The sequence below is a fragment of the Gulosibacter sediminis genome (assembly GCF_014904065.1).
GTDB lineage: Bacteria > Actinomycetota > Actinomycetes > Actinomycetales > Microbacteriaceae > Gulosibacter > Gulosibacter sediminis.
This window is the reverse complement of sequence record NZ_JACXJG010000007.1, coordinates 80,133-94,083: the sequence shown is the minus strand read 5'-3', so window position 1 is coordinate 94,083 and position 13,951 is coordinate 80,133. Positions and strand designations below refer to the sequence as shown.

Annotated in this window: 11 protein-coding genes and 2 pseudogenes; 6 read left to right on the top strand and 7 right to left on the bottom strand. The window is 69.4% G+C overall.

Translation table 11 applies throughout. The features are described from left to right. Positions 1-17: 17 nt before the first annotated feature. The 6 genes and pseudogenes from ID132_RS04400 to ID132_RS04375 form a co-directional block, all read right to left on the bottom strand. A complete protein-coding gene (locus ID132_RS04400; RefSeq protein ID WP_193127942.1) occupies positions 18-383 on the bottom strand; it encodes an ArsR/SmtB family transcription factor in 366 nt (121 codons plus the stop codon). Between the two features lie 148 nt (positions 384-531). Continuing rightward, a complete protein-coding gene (locus tag ID132_RS04395) occupies positions 532-2,604 on the bottom strand; it encodes a bifunctional metallophosphatase/5'-nucleotidase (RefSeq protein ID WP_268898493.1) in 2,073 nt (690 codons plus the stop codon). A gap of 214 nt (positions 2,605-2,818) precedes the next feature. Further along, a pseudogene (gene dapF / locus ID132_RS04390) lies at positions 2,819-3,694 on the bottom strand (diaminopimelate epimerase); the annotation flags it as partial. Between the two features lie 38 nt (positions 3,695-3,732). Next, a complete protein-coding gene (gene miaA, locus ID132_RS04385; protein WP_125107239.1) occupies positions 3,733-4,662 on the bottom strand; it encodes a tRNA (adenosine(37)-N6)-dimethylallyltransferase MiaA in 930 nt (309 codons plus the stop codon). Then, positions 4,653-6,201, bottom strand: a pseudogene (miaB, locus tag ID132_RS04380) (tRNA (N6-isopentenyl adenosine(37)-C2)-methylthiotransferase MiaB). Before miaB ends, miaA begins: the two are co-directional and overlap by 10 nt. Positions 6,202-6,254: 53 nt before the next feature. Beyond that, positions 6,255-6,641 (bottom strand): VOC family protein, encoded by a 387-nt coding sequence (locus tag ID132_RS04375; protein WP_193127939.1) that lies wholly within the window; start codon positions 6,639-6,641, stop codon positions 6,255-6,257. Between ID132_RS04375 and ID132_RS14660 the strand changes: the two genes are divergently transcribed. Further along, the gene (locus ID132_RS14660; protein WP_459562430.1) at positions 6,640-7,596 is read left to right on the top strand and encodes an NUDIX hydrolase; all 957 of its coding nucleotides are present in this window, start codon (positions 6,640-6,642) and stop codon (positions 7,594-7,596) included. The genes ID132_RS04375 and ID132_RS14660 overlap by 2 nt on opposite strands. Here ID132_RS14660 and ID132_RS04365 read toward each other — a convergent pair. Then, entirely contained in the window at positions 7,593-8,477 is an 885-nt protein-coding gene (locus ID132_RS04365; protein WP_125107236.1) for a LysR family transcriptional regulator, read from the bottom strand. The two genes, ID132_RS14660 and ID132_RS04365, sit on opposite strands and share 4 nt — an antisense overlap. A gap of 141 nt (positions 8,478-8,618) precedes the next feature. Here ID132_RS04365 and ID132_RS04360 point away from each other — a divergent pair, with 141 nt between their 5' ends. The 5 genes from ID132_RS04360 to ID132_RS04340 all read left to right on the top strand — a co-directional run. Continuing rightward, a complete protein-coding gene (locus tag ID132_RS04360) occupies positions 8,619-9,794 on the top strand; it encodes an FAD-dependent oxidoreductase (protein WP_193127938.1) in 1,176 nt (391 codons plus the stop codon). Next, positions 9,791-11,005: an allantoate amidohydrolase gene (locus ID132_RS04355; RefSeq protein ID WP_193127937.1), complete on the top strand. Its 1,215-nt coding sequence runs from the start codon at positions 9,791-9,793 to the stop codon at positions 11,003-11,005. Before ID132_RS04360 ends, ID132_RS04355 begins: the two co-directional genes overlap by 4 nt. A 201-nt stretch (positions 11,006-11,206) precedes the next feature. Then, entirely contained in the window at positions 11,207-12,487 is a 1,281-nt protein-coding gene (locus ID132_RS04350) for an ammonium transporter (protein ID WP_193127936.1), read from the top strand. Positions 12,488-12,526: 39 nt separating this feature from the next. Then, positions 12,527-12,868, top strand: coding sequence for a P-II family nitrogen regulator (locus ID132_RS04345; protein ID WP_125107232.1), 342 nt, complete (start codon positions 12,527-12,529; stop codon positions 12,866-12,868). Positions 12,869-13,185: 317 nt separating this feature from the next. Continuing rightward, on the top strand, positions 13,186-13,951 hold a 766-nt coding region (locus ID132_RS04340), incomplete at its 3' end, for a Rossmann-fold NAD(P)-binding domain-containing protein (RefSeq protein WP_328743673.1).

The following is a 13,951-nucleotide window of genomic DNA, read 5'->3' as shown; positions in this document are numbered from 1 at the left end:
GTCGCGCGGTGGGCAGATCAGGCGGGGGCGTTGGAGTCGGATGGGTTCGGCTCCTCGGCGAGCAGTTCGTCGAGTCTGGCGATGCGGGCGCGCCACATCGCCTCGTACTGGGCGAGCAGGGTGCGGGTGCGGGCGATCATGTCGGGATTCGCTCGGATTCGGCGCTCGCGGCCCGCGACGCGCTTGACGACGAGTTCGGCCCGCTCGAGCACGCTGACGTGCTTGTGCACCGCGGCGAACGACATGTCGTACTCGCGGGCGAGCTCCGAGACCGATCGCTCACCCTCGAGCGTGCGCCGGAGCATGTCGCGCCGCGTCGACTGGGACAGGGCGTGAAAGATGCGATCCATTTGCTCATCGGTGAGCTCGATTCGTTCAACCATTTGGTTATACGTTATGGCGTGCGGGTGGCCGTGGCAAGGTGCGAATTCTGGAAGCTTGCTGAGTGGGGCGGCCGGGCTCGCGGTTGCGCGGGGTGCTGGCGGATGCTCGCGGNGGTGACCCGGGCATCGTCGTGAGTGCGGTGTGCGGTTACGCCTGCGTGCGGCGGCGCAGCACGAGCACGGCGCCGAGCACGACGGTCGCGGCAGCGAGCAGGCCGAGCGGCAGCACCTGCGCACCGGTGGTCGCGAGCGAGTCGTCGCCGTCAGCGACTTCCGGGCTCGTCGACGTCGCGGTGGCCGATGCGCCCGGCTCGGTGGGCTCGGGGCTGCTCGTCGCCGGGTCGGTCTCGGCCGGGGTCGTGGCGGTCGGCGCCGGGGTCGGCTCGGCACCGGCCTCGACCGTGAGCGGCACGCGGACGAGGGTGCCCGCATCCGCCACCTCGAGCTCGATCGTGGCATCGCCCGCCGCCGCCTCCGGCAGCGCGAACGAGATCTCGGCGGCGCCTTCGGCGGCCGTGAACGAGCCGAGCTCGATGCGCGTGCCGTCGGCGTCCACGAGGGTGCCCGTGATCTCGCTCGCGAGCGGGGTGCCCGCCGAGGTGAGGTCGAGGTCGCCGAGCGCGAAGGTGACCTGCTCGCCGGCCACGACCGGAGCATCCGGGGCGCCCGTCAGCTGCACGGTGCGGCGCGAGAAGTCGGGCGCGATCGCGTCGCCGTCGATCGAATCGGCGAAGGCATCACGGAACATGTCGAGGTCGATGCGGCCGGTGTCGGTCTTCGAAATCGCGTCCTGGAACACCGGGAAGCCCGTCGTTCCGCTCGCGAGGAAGCCGTAGGTGATGATGCTGTAGACCTCGTCGGGGTCGATCAGCGCGCCCTCGAAGTAGACGTCGCTGACCTTGCTGCCGAACGCCGCCTCGGGGTCGTAGGTGTAGGTGAGGTTGCTCGAGAACGAGATGTGCGTGTAGCTGCCGTCTTCGCGGAACTGCTGCTCGATGAGCGTGCGCACCTGCTCGCCGGTGAGTTCGACGACGAACTGGTTGTTCACGAACGGCATGACGGCCTGGAGCTCGGAATAGCTGACCACGCCGTCCTCGCCATAGAGCAGGTCGGCGCGCACGCCGCCCGCGTTGCCCATGCCGATCTGGGCGCCGTACTGCTCGCCCTCCTGCACCATCGTGTCGGTGACGAGGTTGCCGAGGGCTGATTCGCCCGGGTAGCTCATGTCTTCGGCGGCGACGCCCGCGCGGGTGATGTCGCTCGTGATGTTGCCGACGGTCACGCCGCCGAGCACTTCGGCGTCGGCGAGCGCATCGTTGACAATGTCATTCACCTGGGCCACAACCGGGTAGGTCGCGATGAGCTCGTCGGCCGGAGTCGTGGTGCGGGCGCGCAGTTCGCTCGTGAAGTCGACAACCTCGCCGCTCGCCGGGTCGTAGGTGACCTCGATGACGCCGACGTTGTTCATGTACTCACCGGTCTGGATGACCGGGCGGGTGGCGCCGGTCTCGTCGACGGTGTCGGTCCAGTTGTAGACGCGGTGGGTGTGCGCGTTGAGCACGACGTCGACGGCGGGCGTGAGCTCGGTGTCGATCTGCTGGATGAACCCGGGCTTCGCGCGCTCAGAATCCCAGGTGGCACCCTCGGGCTCGCCGGCGGTGGCGCCGTCGTGGAAGTCGGCGACGATGAGGTCGACGTCGTCCTCAATCTCGGCGGCCACGCGGTTCACCGCCTCGACGGCGTCGCCAACCTCCAGGCCGTCGAAGGCCTCGGCCGAGACGAGGGTCGCGAGGTCTTCGGGCGCGGTGCCGATGACGCCGATGCGCAGGCCGCCGCTCTCGATGATCTTGTAGGTGTCGAGCACGGTGTTGCCGGCGTCGTCGTAGAGGTTGGCGGCGAGCAGCGACTGGCCGAGGTACTCCTCGATGCGCTCGACGTCGGCCANGCCCTTGTCGAACTCGTGGTTGCCGGCCGCGATTGCGTCGACACCGACGGTGTTGAGGACGTCCATGATCGGCTCGTCGTTCGCGATCGACGAGGCGAACAGGCTCGCGCCCTGGTTGTCGCCCGCGCTGATGAGCACCGAGTCGGGGTTCTCGGCTCGCGCCTGCTCGATCGTGCCCGCCCACGGCACCGTCATGGCGCCGATGCGGCCGTGAACGTCGTTCACGGCGATCAGCTGCACCGTCACGGTGCCATCCTCATTAACCGTCTGCGCCATCGGCGACGCGGCCTGAGCCACGGCGGGAGNTACCCGCCGCGACCAGTGCCGCGGTCGCGAGGAGGGCGGAGAGTTTGCTTGCTACGCGCATCGCTGCTCCGATTCTCAATCAAGGGCGGCGACCCCGCCCCACGACACGTGAGCCTAAAGAACGGGCGGATACGCGATGTGGCGCGGCGGTTACGGGAGGGTTACCGAGNCGCCGCAGCTCGTCGAGTTCGAGCTCGCCGTCGAATGACAGCTCGGCCGCGCCGGCAAGGCCGACGTGCTCGCCCTCTTCGGTCGGGAACATGCGCACCTGCAGCGTGCCGCCGCGCACCTCGACCTGCCAGTTGTTCGGCGCGCCCGTGCCTGCCCAGTGGCGCACCGCGAGGGCGGTCGCGACCACGCCGGTGCCGCACGAGAGCGTCTCGCCCGAACCCCGCTCGAACACGCGCATCTTCACCCGGCCGACGCCGTCGCGCACCATCGGCTCGTTCGGCACGACAAACTCGATGTTGGCGCCGTCGATCGGCTCGGGGTCGAGCGTCGGCTGCCGGCCGAGCTCGAGCTGCTCGAGCTCGTCGACGCTCGCGAGGGCGACGACGACGTGCGGGTTGCCGACATTGATTCCGAGGCCGGGCCGCGCGACGTCGAGGCCGGCCGCGCTCACGACGGGTTCGCCGCCGGCGAGGCGCCAGCGCCCCATGTCGACCTGGAAACCGCCGGTGCCGGTGCGCTGCACATCCTTCACCCCCGCGCGGGTGCCAATCGCGAGGGTCTCCCCCGACGCGAGCTGCGCGAGGCCGCGCTCGGTGAGAAAGCGGGCATAGGCGCGCACGCCATTGCCGCACATCTCGGCGATCGACCCGTCGGCGTTCGCGTAGTCCATGAACCACTCAGCCTCGGGTGCCTCGGCAAGGATCGCCTCGCCTTCGGGCAGCTTGTTGCTGCGCACGGCGCGGATGTAGCCGTCGGCGCCGACGCCGAAGTGGCGGTCGCACAGTCGCGTGATCTCTTCGGGGGTGAGGTTCAACTCACCGTCGGGGTCGGCAATGAAGACGAAGTCGTTGCCGGTGGCCTGGCCCTTGGTGAACTGCACGCGCGTCATGCCCCCATTTTCTCCCNAATCGACCACTCAACCGATTCTTAGGCCGACGCGAAGTGGGCGAGGGCTTGGGTGGCCGCGCCGGGGGCCGTCGCGTCGAGGCGGAGGGCCGTGTCGTAGCGGCGGAACCACGAGACCTGGCGGCGGGCGTACTTGCGGGTGAGCGCCTGGGCCTGGGCGATCGCCTCGGCCTGCGTCAGTTCGCCGCGCAGCTGCGCCGCCGCTTGGGCGTAACCGATGGCCTTGCCGGCCGTCGTGTCGTAGCGCAGCCCCCGTTCGACGAGGCCGGCCGTCTCTTCTACCAGGCCGTCGCGCCACATGTCCTCGACCCGCGCATCCAACCGCTGCACGAGCTCAGCGCGCGGCGTCTCGGCGAGCACCATCGCCGTCGGCCGCCACCATGAATCCTGCTCGGGCAGCTGCGCCGAGAACTTCTCGCCCGTCACGCGAATCGCCTCGAGGGCGCGCACGACGCGGCGGCCGTTCTTCGGATCGATGCGGGCGGCCGCCTCGGGGTCGAACTCCTGCAGCCGACGATACAACATGCCCGGCCCCCACTGTTCGAGCTCGGCCTCGAGCGCCGCGCGCACCTCGGGGTCGCGACCGGGAAAACTCAGGTCAAACACGACCGAGGCGAGGTAGAGCCCCGAGCCACCGACGAGAATCGGCACGGCCCCGCGCCCGATGATCTCGTCGATGCAGGCGCGCGCGAGCGGCTGGTACCAGGCGACCGTCGAGGGCTCGGTGACGTCGAGTACGTCGAAGAGGTGATGCGGGATGCCTCGGCGCTGATGCGGCGGTAGCTTCGCGGTGCCGATATCCATGCCGCGATAAAACTGCATCGCATCGACGTTCACGATCTCTGCCGCGCGACCCGCCCGCGCAAGCTCGTCGGCGATGTCGAGCGAGAGCCCCGTCTTGCCGGTGCCGGTGGCCCCGCCAACGACGATGAGCTCAGCGGCTACTGCCACTTCGACGGCGAGCTGGGCGCGCCCACTCGCAGGGTCGGCAGGCCGAGGTTGACCGCCCGGCCGCCCTCGCTCGGGGCGTCGCCAGTGCCGCACGACGCGGCCTGTGCCGCATCCCAGGCGTCGCCCGCGCGGGTGCGGCGGATGCGCAGGGGCGCGTCGCTGTCGGCGAGCAGGTAACTCGGAGCCCCGCGGGTGATCTCGACGGTGACGACATCACCGGGGCGCGGGGTCGCGCCGCCCTCGGGCAGCGCGAAGTGCACGAGCCGGTTGTCTTCGGCGCGGCCGGTGAGGCGGTGCGTCGCGCCGTCCTTCTTGCCCTCGTCGACCGAGACGAGCACCTGCTGCGTCGTGCCGACGAGCTTCTCGTTCTCTTCGAGCGAGATGCGCTGCTGCAGCTCGAGGAGGCGCTCGAAGCGCTCCTGCACAACCGCCTTCGGCACCTGGTTCGGCATCGTCGCGGCGGGCGTGCCCTCGCGGATCGAGTACTGGAAGGTGAAGGCGCTCGCGAACCGCGACGCCTCGACGACGCGCATCGTCTCTTCGAAGTCCTCGTCGGTCTCGCCGGGGAAACCGACGATGAGGTCGGTCGTGATCGCGGCGTGTGGAATCACCTCGCGCACGCGGTCGAGAATACCGAGGAACTTCTTCGAGCGGTACGAGCGGCGCATCTCGCGCAGCACGCGGTCGGAGCCCGACTGCAGCGGCATGTGCAGCTGCGGCATGACGTTCGGCGTCTCGGCCATGGCGGCGATGACGTCGTCGGTGAACGCGGCCGGATGCGGGCTCGTGAAGCGCACGCGCTCGAGGCCCTCGATCTCGCCGGTCGCGCGCAACAGCTTCGAGAACGCCTGGCGATCGCCGAAGTCGACGCCGTACGAATTGACGTTCTGCCCAAGCAGCGTCACCTCGATCGCGCCCTGGTCGACGATCGCGCGCACCTCGCTGAGCACGTCGCCCGGGCGGCGGTCCTTTTCTTTGCCGCGCAGGGACGGCACGATGCAGAAGGTGCAGGTGTTGTTGCAGCCGACCGAAATCGACACCCAGCCCGAGTAGCTCGAGTCGCGCTTCGTCGGCAGGGTCGACGGGAANCTCGAGCGCCTCGAGCAGCTCGACCTGCGCCTCGTCGTTGTGACGCGCGCGCTCGAGCAACACGGGCAGCGAGCCCATGTTGTGCGTGCCGAACACGACGTCGACCTGCGGCGCCTTGTCGACGATCTGCTGCTGTTCCATCTGCGCGAGGCAGCCGCCGACGGCGATCTGCATGCCCTCGTGCTCGCGCTTGCGACTCGCGAGCTGGCCGAGGTTGCCATAGAGCTTGGTGGCCGCGTTCTCACGAACGGCGCAGGTGTTGATGACGATGACGTCGGCGTCTTCGGTGTCGGCCTCAACGTAGCCCGCAGCGAGCAGCGAGCCAGTGATGCGCTCGGAGTCGTGCACGTTCATCTGGCAGCCGAGCGTGCGCACGTAGAAGCTCCGGGGCGAGCCATCGGCGTTGCGGGAGGCGTCGGACGGAGCGATAGCGGTGGCCGTTTCAGTCATGATTCGGCAATTCTACCGGCGGGTGGCCGGTTTCGGCGGGCGCACGGCGGCGTTCACCAACAGATGCAGAAGGGATGCCCGGCCGGGTCGGCATAGACCCGAAAGCCCTCGGGCGCGGTCACGTCCTCATGCCCCTGCAACAGGCGGGCGCCGAGCTCGAGCACCTCCGCCTCAGCCGCCGCGACCTCGGCCTGGTCGACGTGGATGTCGAGGTGTGCCTGTTGCTGTTGGCGCGTGGGGTCGTCGCTCGGCCACTCGGGCGCGACGTAGTCGGGCGCCTGTTGCACGGCGATGACCGTGCGGCCGTCGACCTTGACGGTGCGCCAGTCGTCCCAACCAGGCTCGTCGCTCACCTCCCCGTCGAACACCGCGGCCCAGAACGTGGCCTCTTCAATGTGGTCGGCGGCGTCGAGCGCGACGTAGTGCTGGGTGATCTTCATGGCCGCGAAGCTAACCCCCGGTCCTGGATACATGGTGCACGTCGTGCCCAGCATCGCGGCAGGGTGGGACCGTAGTTTTGGTGGCATGGCCGCACCGCTTCGCACGTTGATTGACCAGCTCGGCAACTCTCATTCGACCCTCTTCGGCATCACCTCCTCGGCAGCGCTTGCCGCGCTCGCTCTCGTCGAGCCGCGAGGCGCATCCACGACCGGCAAGCTGCTCTACCGCGGCGCGATCGGCGCCGTCGCGGCTTGGTCGGCCGTCGCCGCCGTGCGCTCCGAGCGCCCGCAACCCGTGACGGGCAATGCGCTCGGCGTGGTCGCCGCGGGCGTTGCCGTCGCAACCGCGGCCGTCTCACCCCTCGGCGAGCGACTCGACGCGAAGCTCGTCGACCGGCTCCGCGGCGGCGGTGTGCGTCGGCCCTGCACCGTGCTTGCGGCCGCGAATGCGGCGATCAGTCTCAGTGTTTGGGAGCTTGATCGGCGCACCACCGCCACCGACCCTGCCGGCGCTGACGCGTCGATCGCCGCCACCGAGGCCGCAGCCGCCGAGGCGCCGCTGCGCTCGAAGATCGTCGTCAGCGCGGTCGTGCTCCGCGACGAGCAGGGCCGCGTGCTCAGCGTGCGCAAGCGCGGCACGCAGCGCTTCATGTTCCCCGGCGGCAAGCCCGAGCCCGGCGAGACCACCGAGCAGACGGCCGTTCGCGAGGTGCAGGAGGAGCTNGGCATCGACCTCGACGCGGCCGAGCTCACGCACCTCGGCGACTTCGAGACCGACGCGGCGAACGAGCCGAACCACACTGTCGTCGCGAGCGTGTTCGAGCATCCGTTCGTCGAGGGCGTCGCGGTGAACGCCGAGATCGACGAGCTCGAGTGGATCGCGCTCGACTCGGATCGCGCCGACCTCGCGCCGCTGCTGCGGGATGCGGTGTTCCCGGCCCTGCGTGAGCGCTAGCCGCGGGCCGCGGCCACGAGGCACTCGACGAACGCGGCCGCGGCCGCGGACTCGGCACCGCCCGGCGCCGTGATGGCGACGAGCCGCGAGCGCAGCTCGGTGTCGATCGGCACGGCGCGGATGGACGCGGGCAGCTGCTCGCGCACGGTTTCCGGCAGCACGGTGAGCCCCTCCCCCGCGGCCACGAAGCCGAGCCCGGTCTCTTCGTGCACCACCTTGTGGGCGTACCGCAGCTGGGTTCGAGCTGGGGCGAGTGCCGCATGCACGAGGTCGACGAAGCCGGCCATCATGTGGCGCGGGTACCCGATGAGCGGATGCGCGACCACCTCGGCGGGCGTCACCTGCTCGGCCGCCGCGAGCGCGTGATCGCGCGGAACACAGACGACGAGTCGCTCGGCGCGCAGCGCGCTTGAGGCGTAAAGCGGGCTTTCGGCTGCGTCGCGCACGATGCCGACATCGAGTTGGCCCTCCTGCAGTCGCTCGATCTGTTCGGTCGTCGTGAGCGGCAGCAGCTGGGGTTCAACGTGTGGTCGCGCCTCGCGAAATCCGCGCAGCCCGGCGGGCAGCAGGGTGTAGCTCGCCGAGCTTACGAAGCCGATTGCCACGCGGCCACGCATGCCAAGCTGCACCTCGTCGAGGCCGGTCAGTGCTTCGTCGAGCAGCGGCAGTACCTGCGCCAGCCGCTGTTGCAGTTCGAGCCCCGCGGCAGTCAGCTCGACCCGCCGCGTCGAGCGGTCGAGCAGCGGCACCCCGAGCTCGTCTTCAAGCTTGCGCAGCTGCACGCTGAGCGGCGGCTGCGACATGTGCAGCCGCTCGGCGGCGCGACCGAAGTGCAGTTCCTCAGCGAGCACCGAGAAGTACCGAAGCTGGCGAAGTTCCATTCCTCGACGATAGCCGAACACTATTAATCAGCGTGACATAGGTATTGGACATCGAACCTATCTACCGGTGTACTTGTCCCACGCGCCGCGACGGCCACGAACGGTGGTCGCGACAGGCCGAGACGGGTGGGCACACACACTATGACGGAGCAGGACTCGACGCAGGTGCTGATCATCGGCGCCGGCCTAATGGGCTCGGCCGCGGCGCATCAACTCGCCGCGCGCGGCACCGAGGTGACGGTCGTCGAGCGCGACACCGCCGCGAGCGAGCACGGCAGCTCGCACGGTTCAGCCCGCATCTTCCGCTACGCGTACCCCGACCCGTTCTACACCGACCTCGTCAAGCAGGCTCGCAGGAGGTACGACGAGCTCGAGCGCCTCTCGGGCGAGCAGCTCATCACGCCCGGCGGCGCCCTCGACTTCGGTGTGCGGCGCAACCCGCGCCAGTTGGCGGGCGTGCTCGACGAGGTCGGCATCGACCACGAGCTCATTTCCGCCTCGGACGCGGCCGAGCGCTGGCCCGGCATCAACTTCGACACGGAGGTGTTGTGGCAGCCGGGCGGCGGCGTCATCGACGCTGAGTCGACCGTGCGCGCGCAGCTGCGCCTCGCGATCGAGGCCGGGGCGCGCCTCCACGAGGACTGGGAGGCCGAGAGCATCCGCCGCGACGGCACCAGCTACCTCGTCACCTCGACGACTGGCGCGACGATTCGCGCGGCGCAGGTCGTCGTCGCCGCGGGCGCATGGCTCTCGAAGCTGCTCGCCGAGACTGAGCTGCCGAGCGCGTTCATCGACCGACTCCCCCAGGCGGTCGTGACCCAGGAGAACGCCTACCACTTCCCATACCGCGACGCGGCCGATATCGGCGAGCCCAAACCGGGGGCTCCGACGAGCTGGCCGACCTTCATCCACAAGTCCGAGCGCATCCTTACCTACAGCCTGCCCGGCGGTCGCGACGCCAATTTCCGCGGCCAGAAGCTCGCCGAGTTCCTCGGCGGCACGTCAATCGCCGATGGCGGCATGCAGACCGGCGAGATCGACCCCGCCAACCGCGAACGGATGATCGAGTACGTTCGCGAGCAGGTGCCGGGCCTCGTGCCCGAGCCCTACGCCGAGACGACCTGCCTGTTCACGATGCTGCCCGAGGAGGACTTCCTGCTCGACGCCGCCGAGGGCCTCGTGATCGCGTCACCGTGCTCGGGTCACGGCGCGAAGTTCGCGCCGCTGATCGGCGAGTTCATCGCCGAGCTCGTCTTCGGCGCGACCGCGCACCCGCGCTTCGCCGTGACTTCGCCGGCCTGGTCGGTGACCCGATGAGCACGCCCACCGCAGACCTCCTCGCCGAGCTCGCCGAGATCGGTCGCGACCCGGTTCGCGGCGGCTACAGCCGCCCCGGCCTCGGCGAGGCCGAGCGCGAGCTGCGCAGCTGGTTCATCGAGCAGGCCACCCGCCGCGGCCTCGAGGTCGAACTCGACCGCAACGGCATCGTCTGGGCCTGGTGGCTCCCCGCGAGCGGCGACCGCGCCGGCGCCGTGATCACCGGCAGCCACCTCGACTCGGTGCCCGGCGGCGGCGCCTACGATGGCCCGCTCGGCGTCGTCAGCGCGCTGCGCGCCTTCGACCTACTGCGCGAGGCGAACGAGTTCCCGGCCCGGCCCCTTGCCCTCGTCGTGTTCCCCGAGGAAGAGGGCTCGCGCTTCGGCGTGCCCTGCCTCGGCAGCCGCCTCGCCTCCGGCGCACTGACACCCGAACGCGCGCGCAGCCTCGCGGATGCGGACGGCGTCACCTTCCCCGACGCGGCCCGTGCGGCTGGCATCGATCCCGACGCGATCGGCCCCGACCCGGAGCGCTTCGCCGACATTCACGCCTTCGTCGAGCTCCACGTTGAGCAGGGCCGCGGCCTCGAAGACCTCGGGCAGCCGGTTGCGGTTGGTAGCTCGATCCTCGCGCACGGCCGCTGGCACGTTGCGATTCGCGGCCGCGGCGACCACGCCGGCACGACGCGGATGCAGGATCGCCAAGACCCGGTCGTAGTGCTCGCCGACGCGATCCTCGCGGTGCGTGAGGCCGCCGAGCAGACGCCCGAGGCGCGGGGCACCGTCGGTCGCCTCCGCGCGCTTCCCGGCGGCACGAACGTCATCGCCTCGCAGTCCGACCTCTGGTTCGACCTGCGACACCGCGACGAGTCCGTCGTGCGCCAGTTGCTCGAGCAGATCACCGAACGCATCCGCGCCTCGGGCGAGCGCGAGGGCTGCGCCGTCGAACTCCAAGAAGAGTCGTTCAGCGGTGAGGTGCGCTTCGACGCCGACCTCCGCGCCCAGCTCGAGGCAGCCCTGCCGGATGCGCCCGTGCTCGACACCGGCGCTGGGCACGACGCGGGTGTGCTCGCGGGCGTGATCCCCACCGGGATGCTCTACGTACGCAACCCCTCCGGCACCTCACACGCCCCCGACGAGGGCACCTCCGACGACGACGCCGAGGTCGGCTCCGTCGCCCTCGCGACCGGCCTGGAGGCCCTGATGCGCTAGTCGCGCCGCACCACGAGCGCACCGAGTTTCCCTTCCGCCGAAACAGCGAAAGGGAAACTCGGTGCGCTTTTGTTTTCCCTGATCAAGGGCACTTTTTTCAAAGTGATCGTTACCCTTTCGTTACCGTTTTGATTTGGTTCCGACTTGTCGCTGCACGCAAACTATCTTCAAGTATTCACGCAAAGCAAAGGCGGAATTGTCATGGAGACAACGTCAGCGATCAACACCATGTGGGTTCTCGTGACCTGCGTGTTCATGGTGCTCATGGTGCCGGGCCTCGCGCTCTATTACGGCGGCATGAGCCGTACGAAGAACGTGCTCAACAGCATCATGATCGTGCTCGGCGGCTTCGCCGTCGGTGCGGTGCTGTTCGTGGTGTTCGGCTACAGCTTGATCCTCGGCAACTCGGTCGGCGGCCTCGGCATCATCGGCGACGTCACCGAGGCCCTCGGCATCCAGTCGATTCTCTCGGGCACGCCCGACGAGGGTGTTGCCTCGGCCGTCGCGACCGCCGCGTTCCACCTCATGTTCGCCGGCCTCGCCACCGCGATCGTCGCCGGCGCGATCGAGGGCCGCATGAAGTTCGGCGCCTGGCTGCTCTTCGCGGGCCTCTGGGTCACGCTCGGCTACTTCCCCGTCGCGCACTGGGTGTTCTCGTTCAGTTCGGAGGACGGCAGCCACATCGGTGGCTGGATCGTCAACAACCTCGGCGTGCACGACTTCGCCGGCGGCATTGCGGTGCACACAAACGCCGGCGCCGCCGCGCTCGCCCTCTCGATCGTGCTCGGCCGCCGCAAGGGCTTCCCGACCCCCGGCCGCCCGGGCAACGTGCCCTTCATCGTGCTCGGCGCGTGGCTGCTCGCCTTCGGCTGGATGGGCTTCAACGCCGGCTCGACCGGTGCGATGAACGAGTTCGCCGCCCTGGCAATCCTCAACTCGCTCGCCGCGCTCTGCGCCGGTCTGCTCGTCTGGCTCATCATCGAACGCAGCCACCGCGGCGCCACCACGACGGCCGGCGCCGTGACCGGTCTGCTCGGCGGCCTCGTCGCCGTCACGCCGGGTGCCGACATCCTCTCGCCCATCGGCGCGCTCGTCGTCGGCGGCGTCGGCGCCGCGGTGGCGTACTGGGCCGTCGGCCTCAAGGCCCGCTTCGGCTACGACGACGCGCTCGATGCCGTNGGCGTGCACCTCGTGCCCGGCCTCGTGGGCAGCGCCCTGCTCGCCTTCCTCGCCGACCCGGCCGCCGGCGGCGGCGCGAACACCGAGTTCGTCGGCATCCTCTACGGCGGCACCTGGTCGTTCCTCGGCTCTCAGCTCATCGGCATGGTCTCGGTCGCGATTTACACCTTCGTCATCTCGTACGTCATCGCGATCGTGCTCAAGCGCACCATGGGCCTGCGCGTGCCCGAGGCGACCGAGATCTCGGGCCTCGACCAGCCCATCCACGCCGAAACCGCCTACGTCGGCACCGACGAGCGCTAAGCCGCCCCGCCCCCACCGCTTCCAGCAAAGGACACTCCCGTGAAACTCATCACCGCAATCCTGCAGCCGAGCGTGCTCGTGCCCGTCAAGCTCGCCCTCGCCGAACACGGCGTCAAGGGCATCACCGTTACCGATGCCCGCGGCCGCGGCACGCAAGCGGGCAAAACCGAGTTCTTCCGCGGCCAGACCTACACCGTCGACTTCGTCGACAAGGTGCGCCTCGAGATCGTCGTCACCGACGAGACCGTCGACGCCGTCGTCGAGACCATCGCCGACGCCGCCCGTACCGGCGAGATCGGCGACGGCAAGATCTGGGTCGCCGACGTGGTCTCGGTCGTGCGCGTGCGCACCGGCCAGACCGGCGACGACGCCATCAACTAACCAGCAACATCCCGCACCGCCTCGCTAGGAGATTTCCCCGATGACCTCGTCCACCCGCATCGACATGCTCTACCTCAACGAACCCGACATGATCGCCGCCGGCGTCACCGACATCAACGCCTGCATCGACGTGATGGAGGAGGTGCTCGTGCTCGTCGCGAAGGGCGCGTACCGCATGGCTGGCAACACAGCCAACTCGCACGGCGCGATGATCACGTTCCCCGAAAGCTCGCCGTTCCCCGAGATGCCGACCGACGCGGCCGACCGTCGCTTCATGGCCATGGATGCGTACCTCGGCGGCCGCTTCGACGTCGCCNGTGAAGTGGTACGGCTCGAACATCGACAACCGCGAGCAGGGCCTGCCTCGCTCGATCCACCTCATCGTGCTCAACGACCCGACGACGGGCGCGCCGTTCGCGATCATGTCGGGGAACCTCGAGAGCGCCTACCGCACCGCTGCCGTGCCGGGCGCCGCCGCGCGCAAGCTCGCCCCGGAGAATGCCGAGTCAATCGGCCTCATCGGTCCCGGCGCGATGAACAAGTCGGCGCTCGACACCTTCGTCAAGGTGCGCCCGAGCCTCACCACCGTGCGCATCCAGGGCCGCCGGCGCGTCACCTCGGAGCGCTTCGCCGACTTCGTGCGCGAGAACTTCCCCCAGTTCACGACGATCGAGGTCGTCGACACTGCTGAGGAGGCCGTGCGCGAGTCGGACATCGTCAGCGTCGCGGTCACCGGCCTCGTCGGCTCGGAGAACTACCCGTACATCAACGGCGACTGGATCAAGCCCGGCGCGTTCCTCAGCTTGCCGGCGATCCTGAAGATGGACAAGGACTACACGCTCAGCGGCAAGGCCCGCCTCGTGGCTGACGCGAAGGCGATCTACGAGGCGTGGGCTGAGGAGTATCCGGCTCCCTCACACGAGACCGCGTTCGGCATGATCGGGCTCTACTGGCAAGACCTGATCGAACTCGGCGAGCTCGACGAGGCCCGCGTCGTCAACATCGGTGACGTGCTCGAGGGCACCGCCGAGGGCCGCGAATTCCCCGAGCAGCCGGTGCTGTTTAGCGTCGGCGGCATGGGCG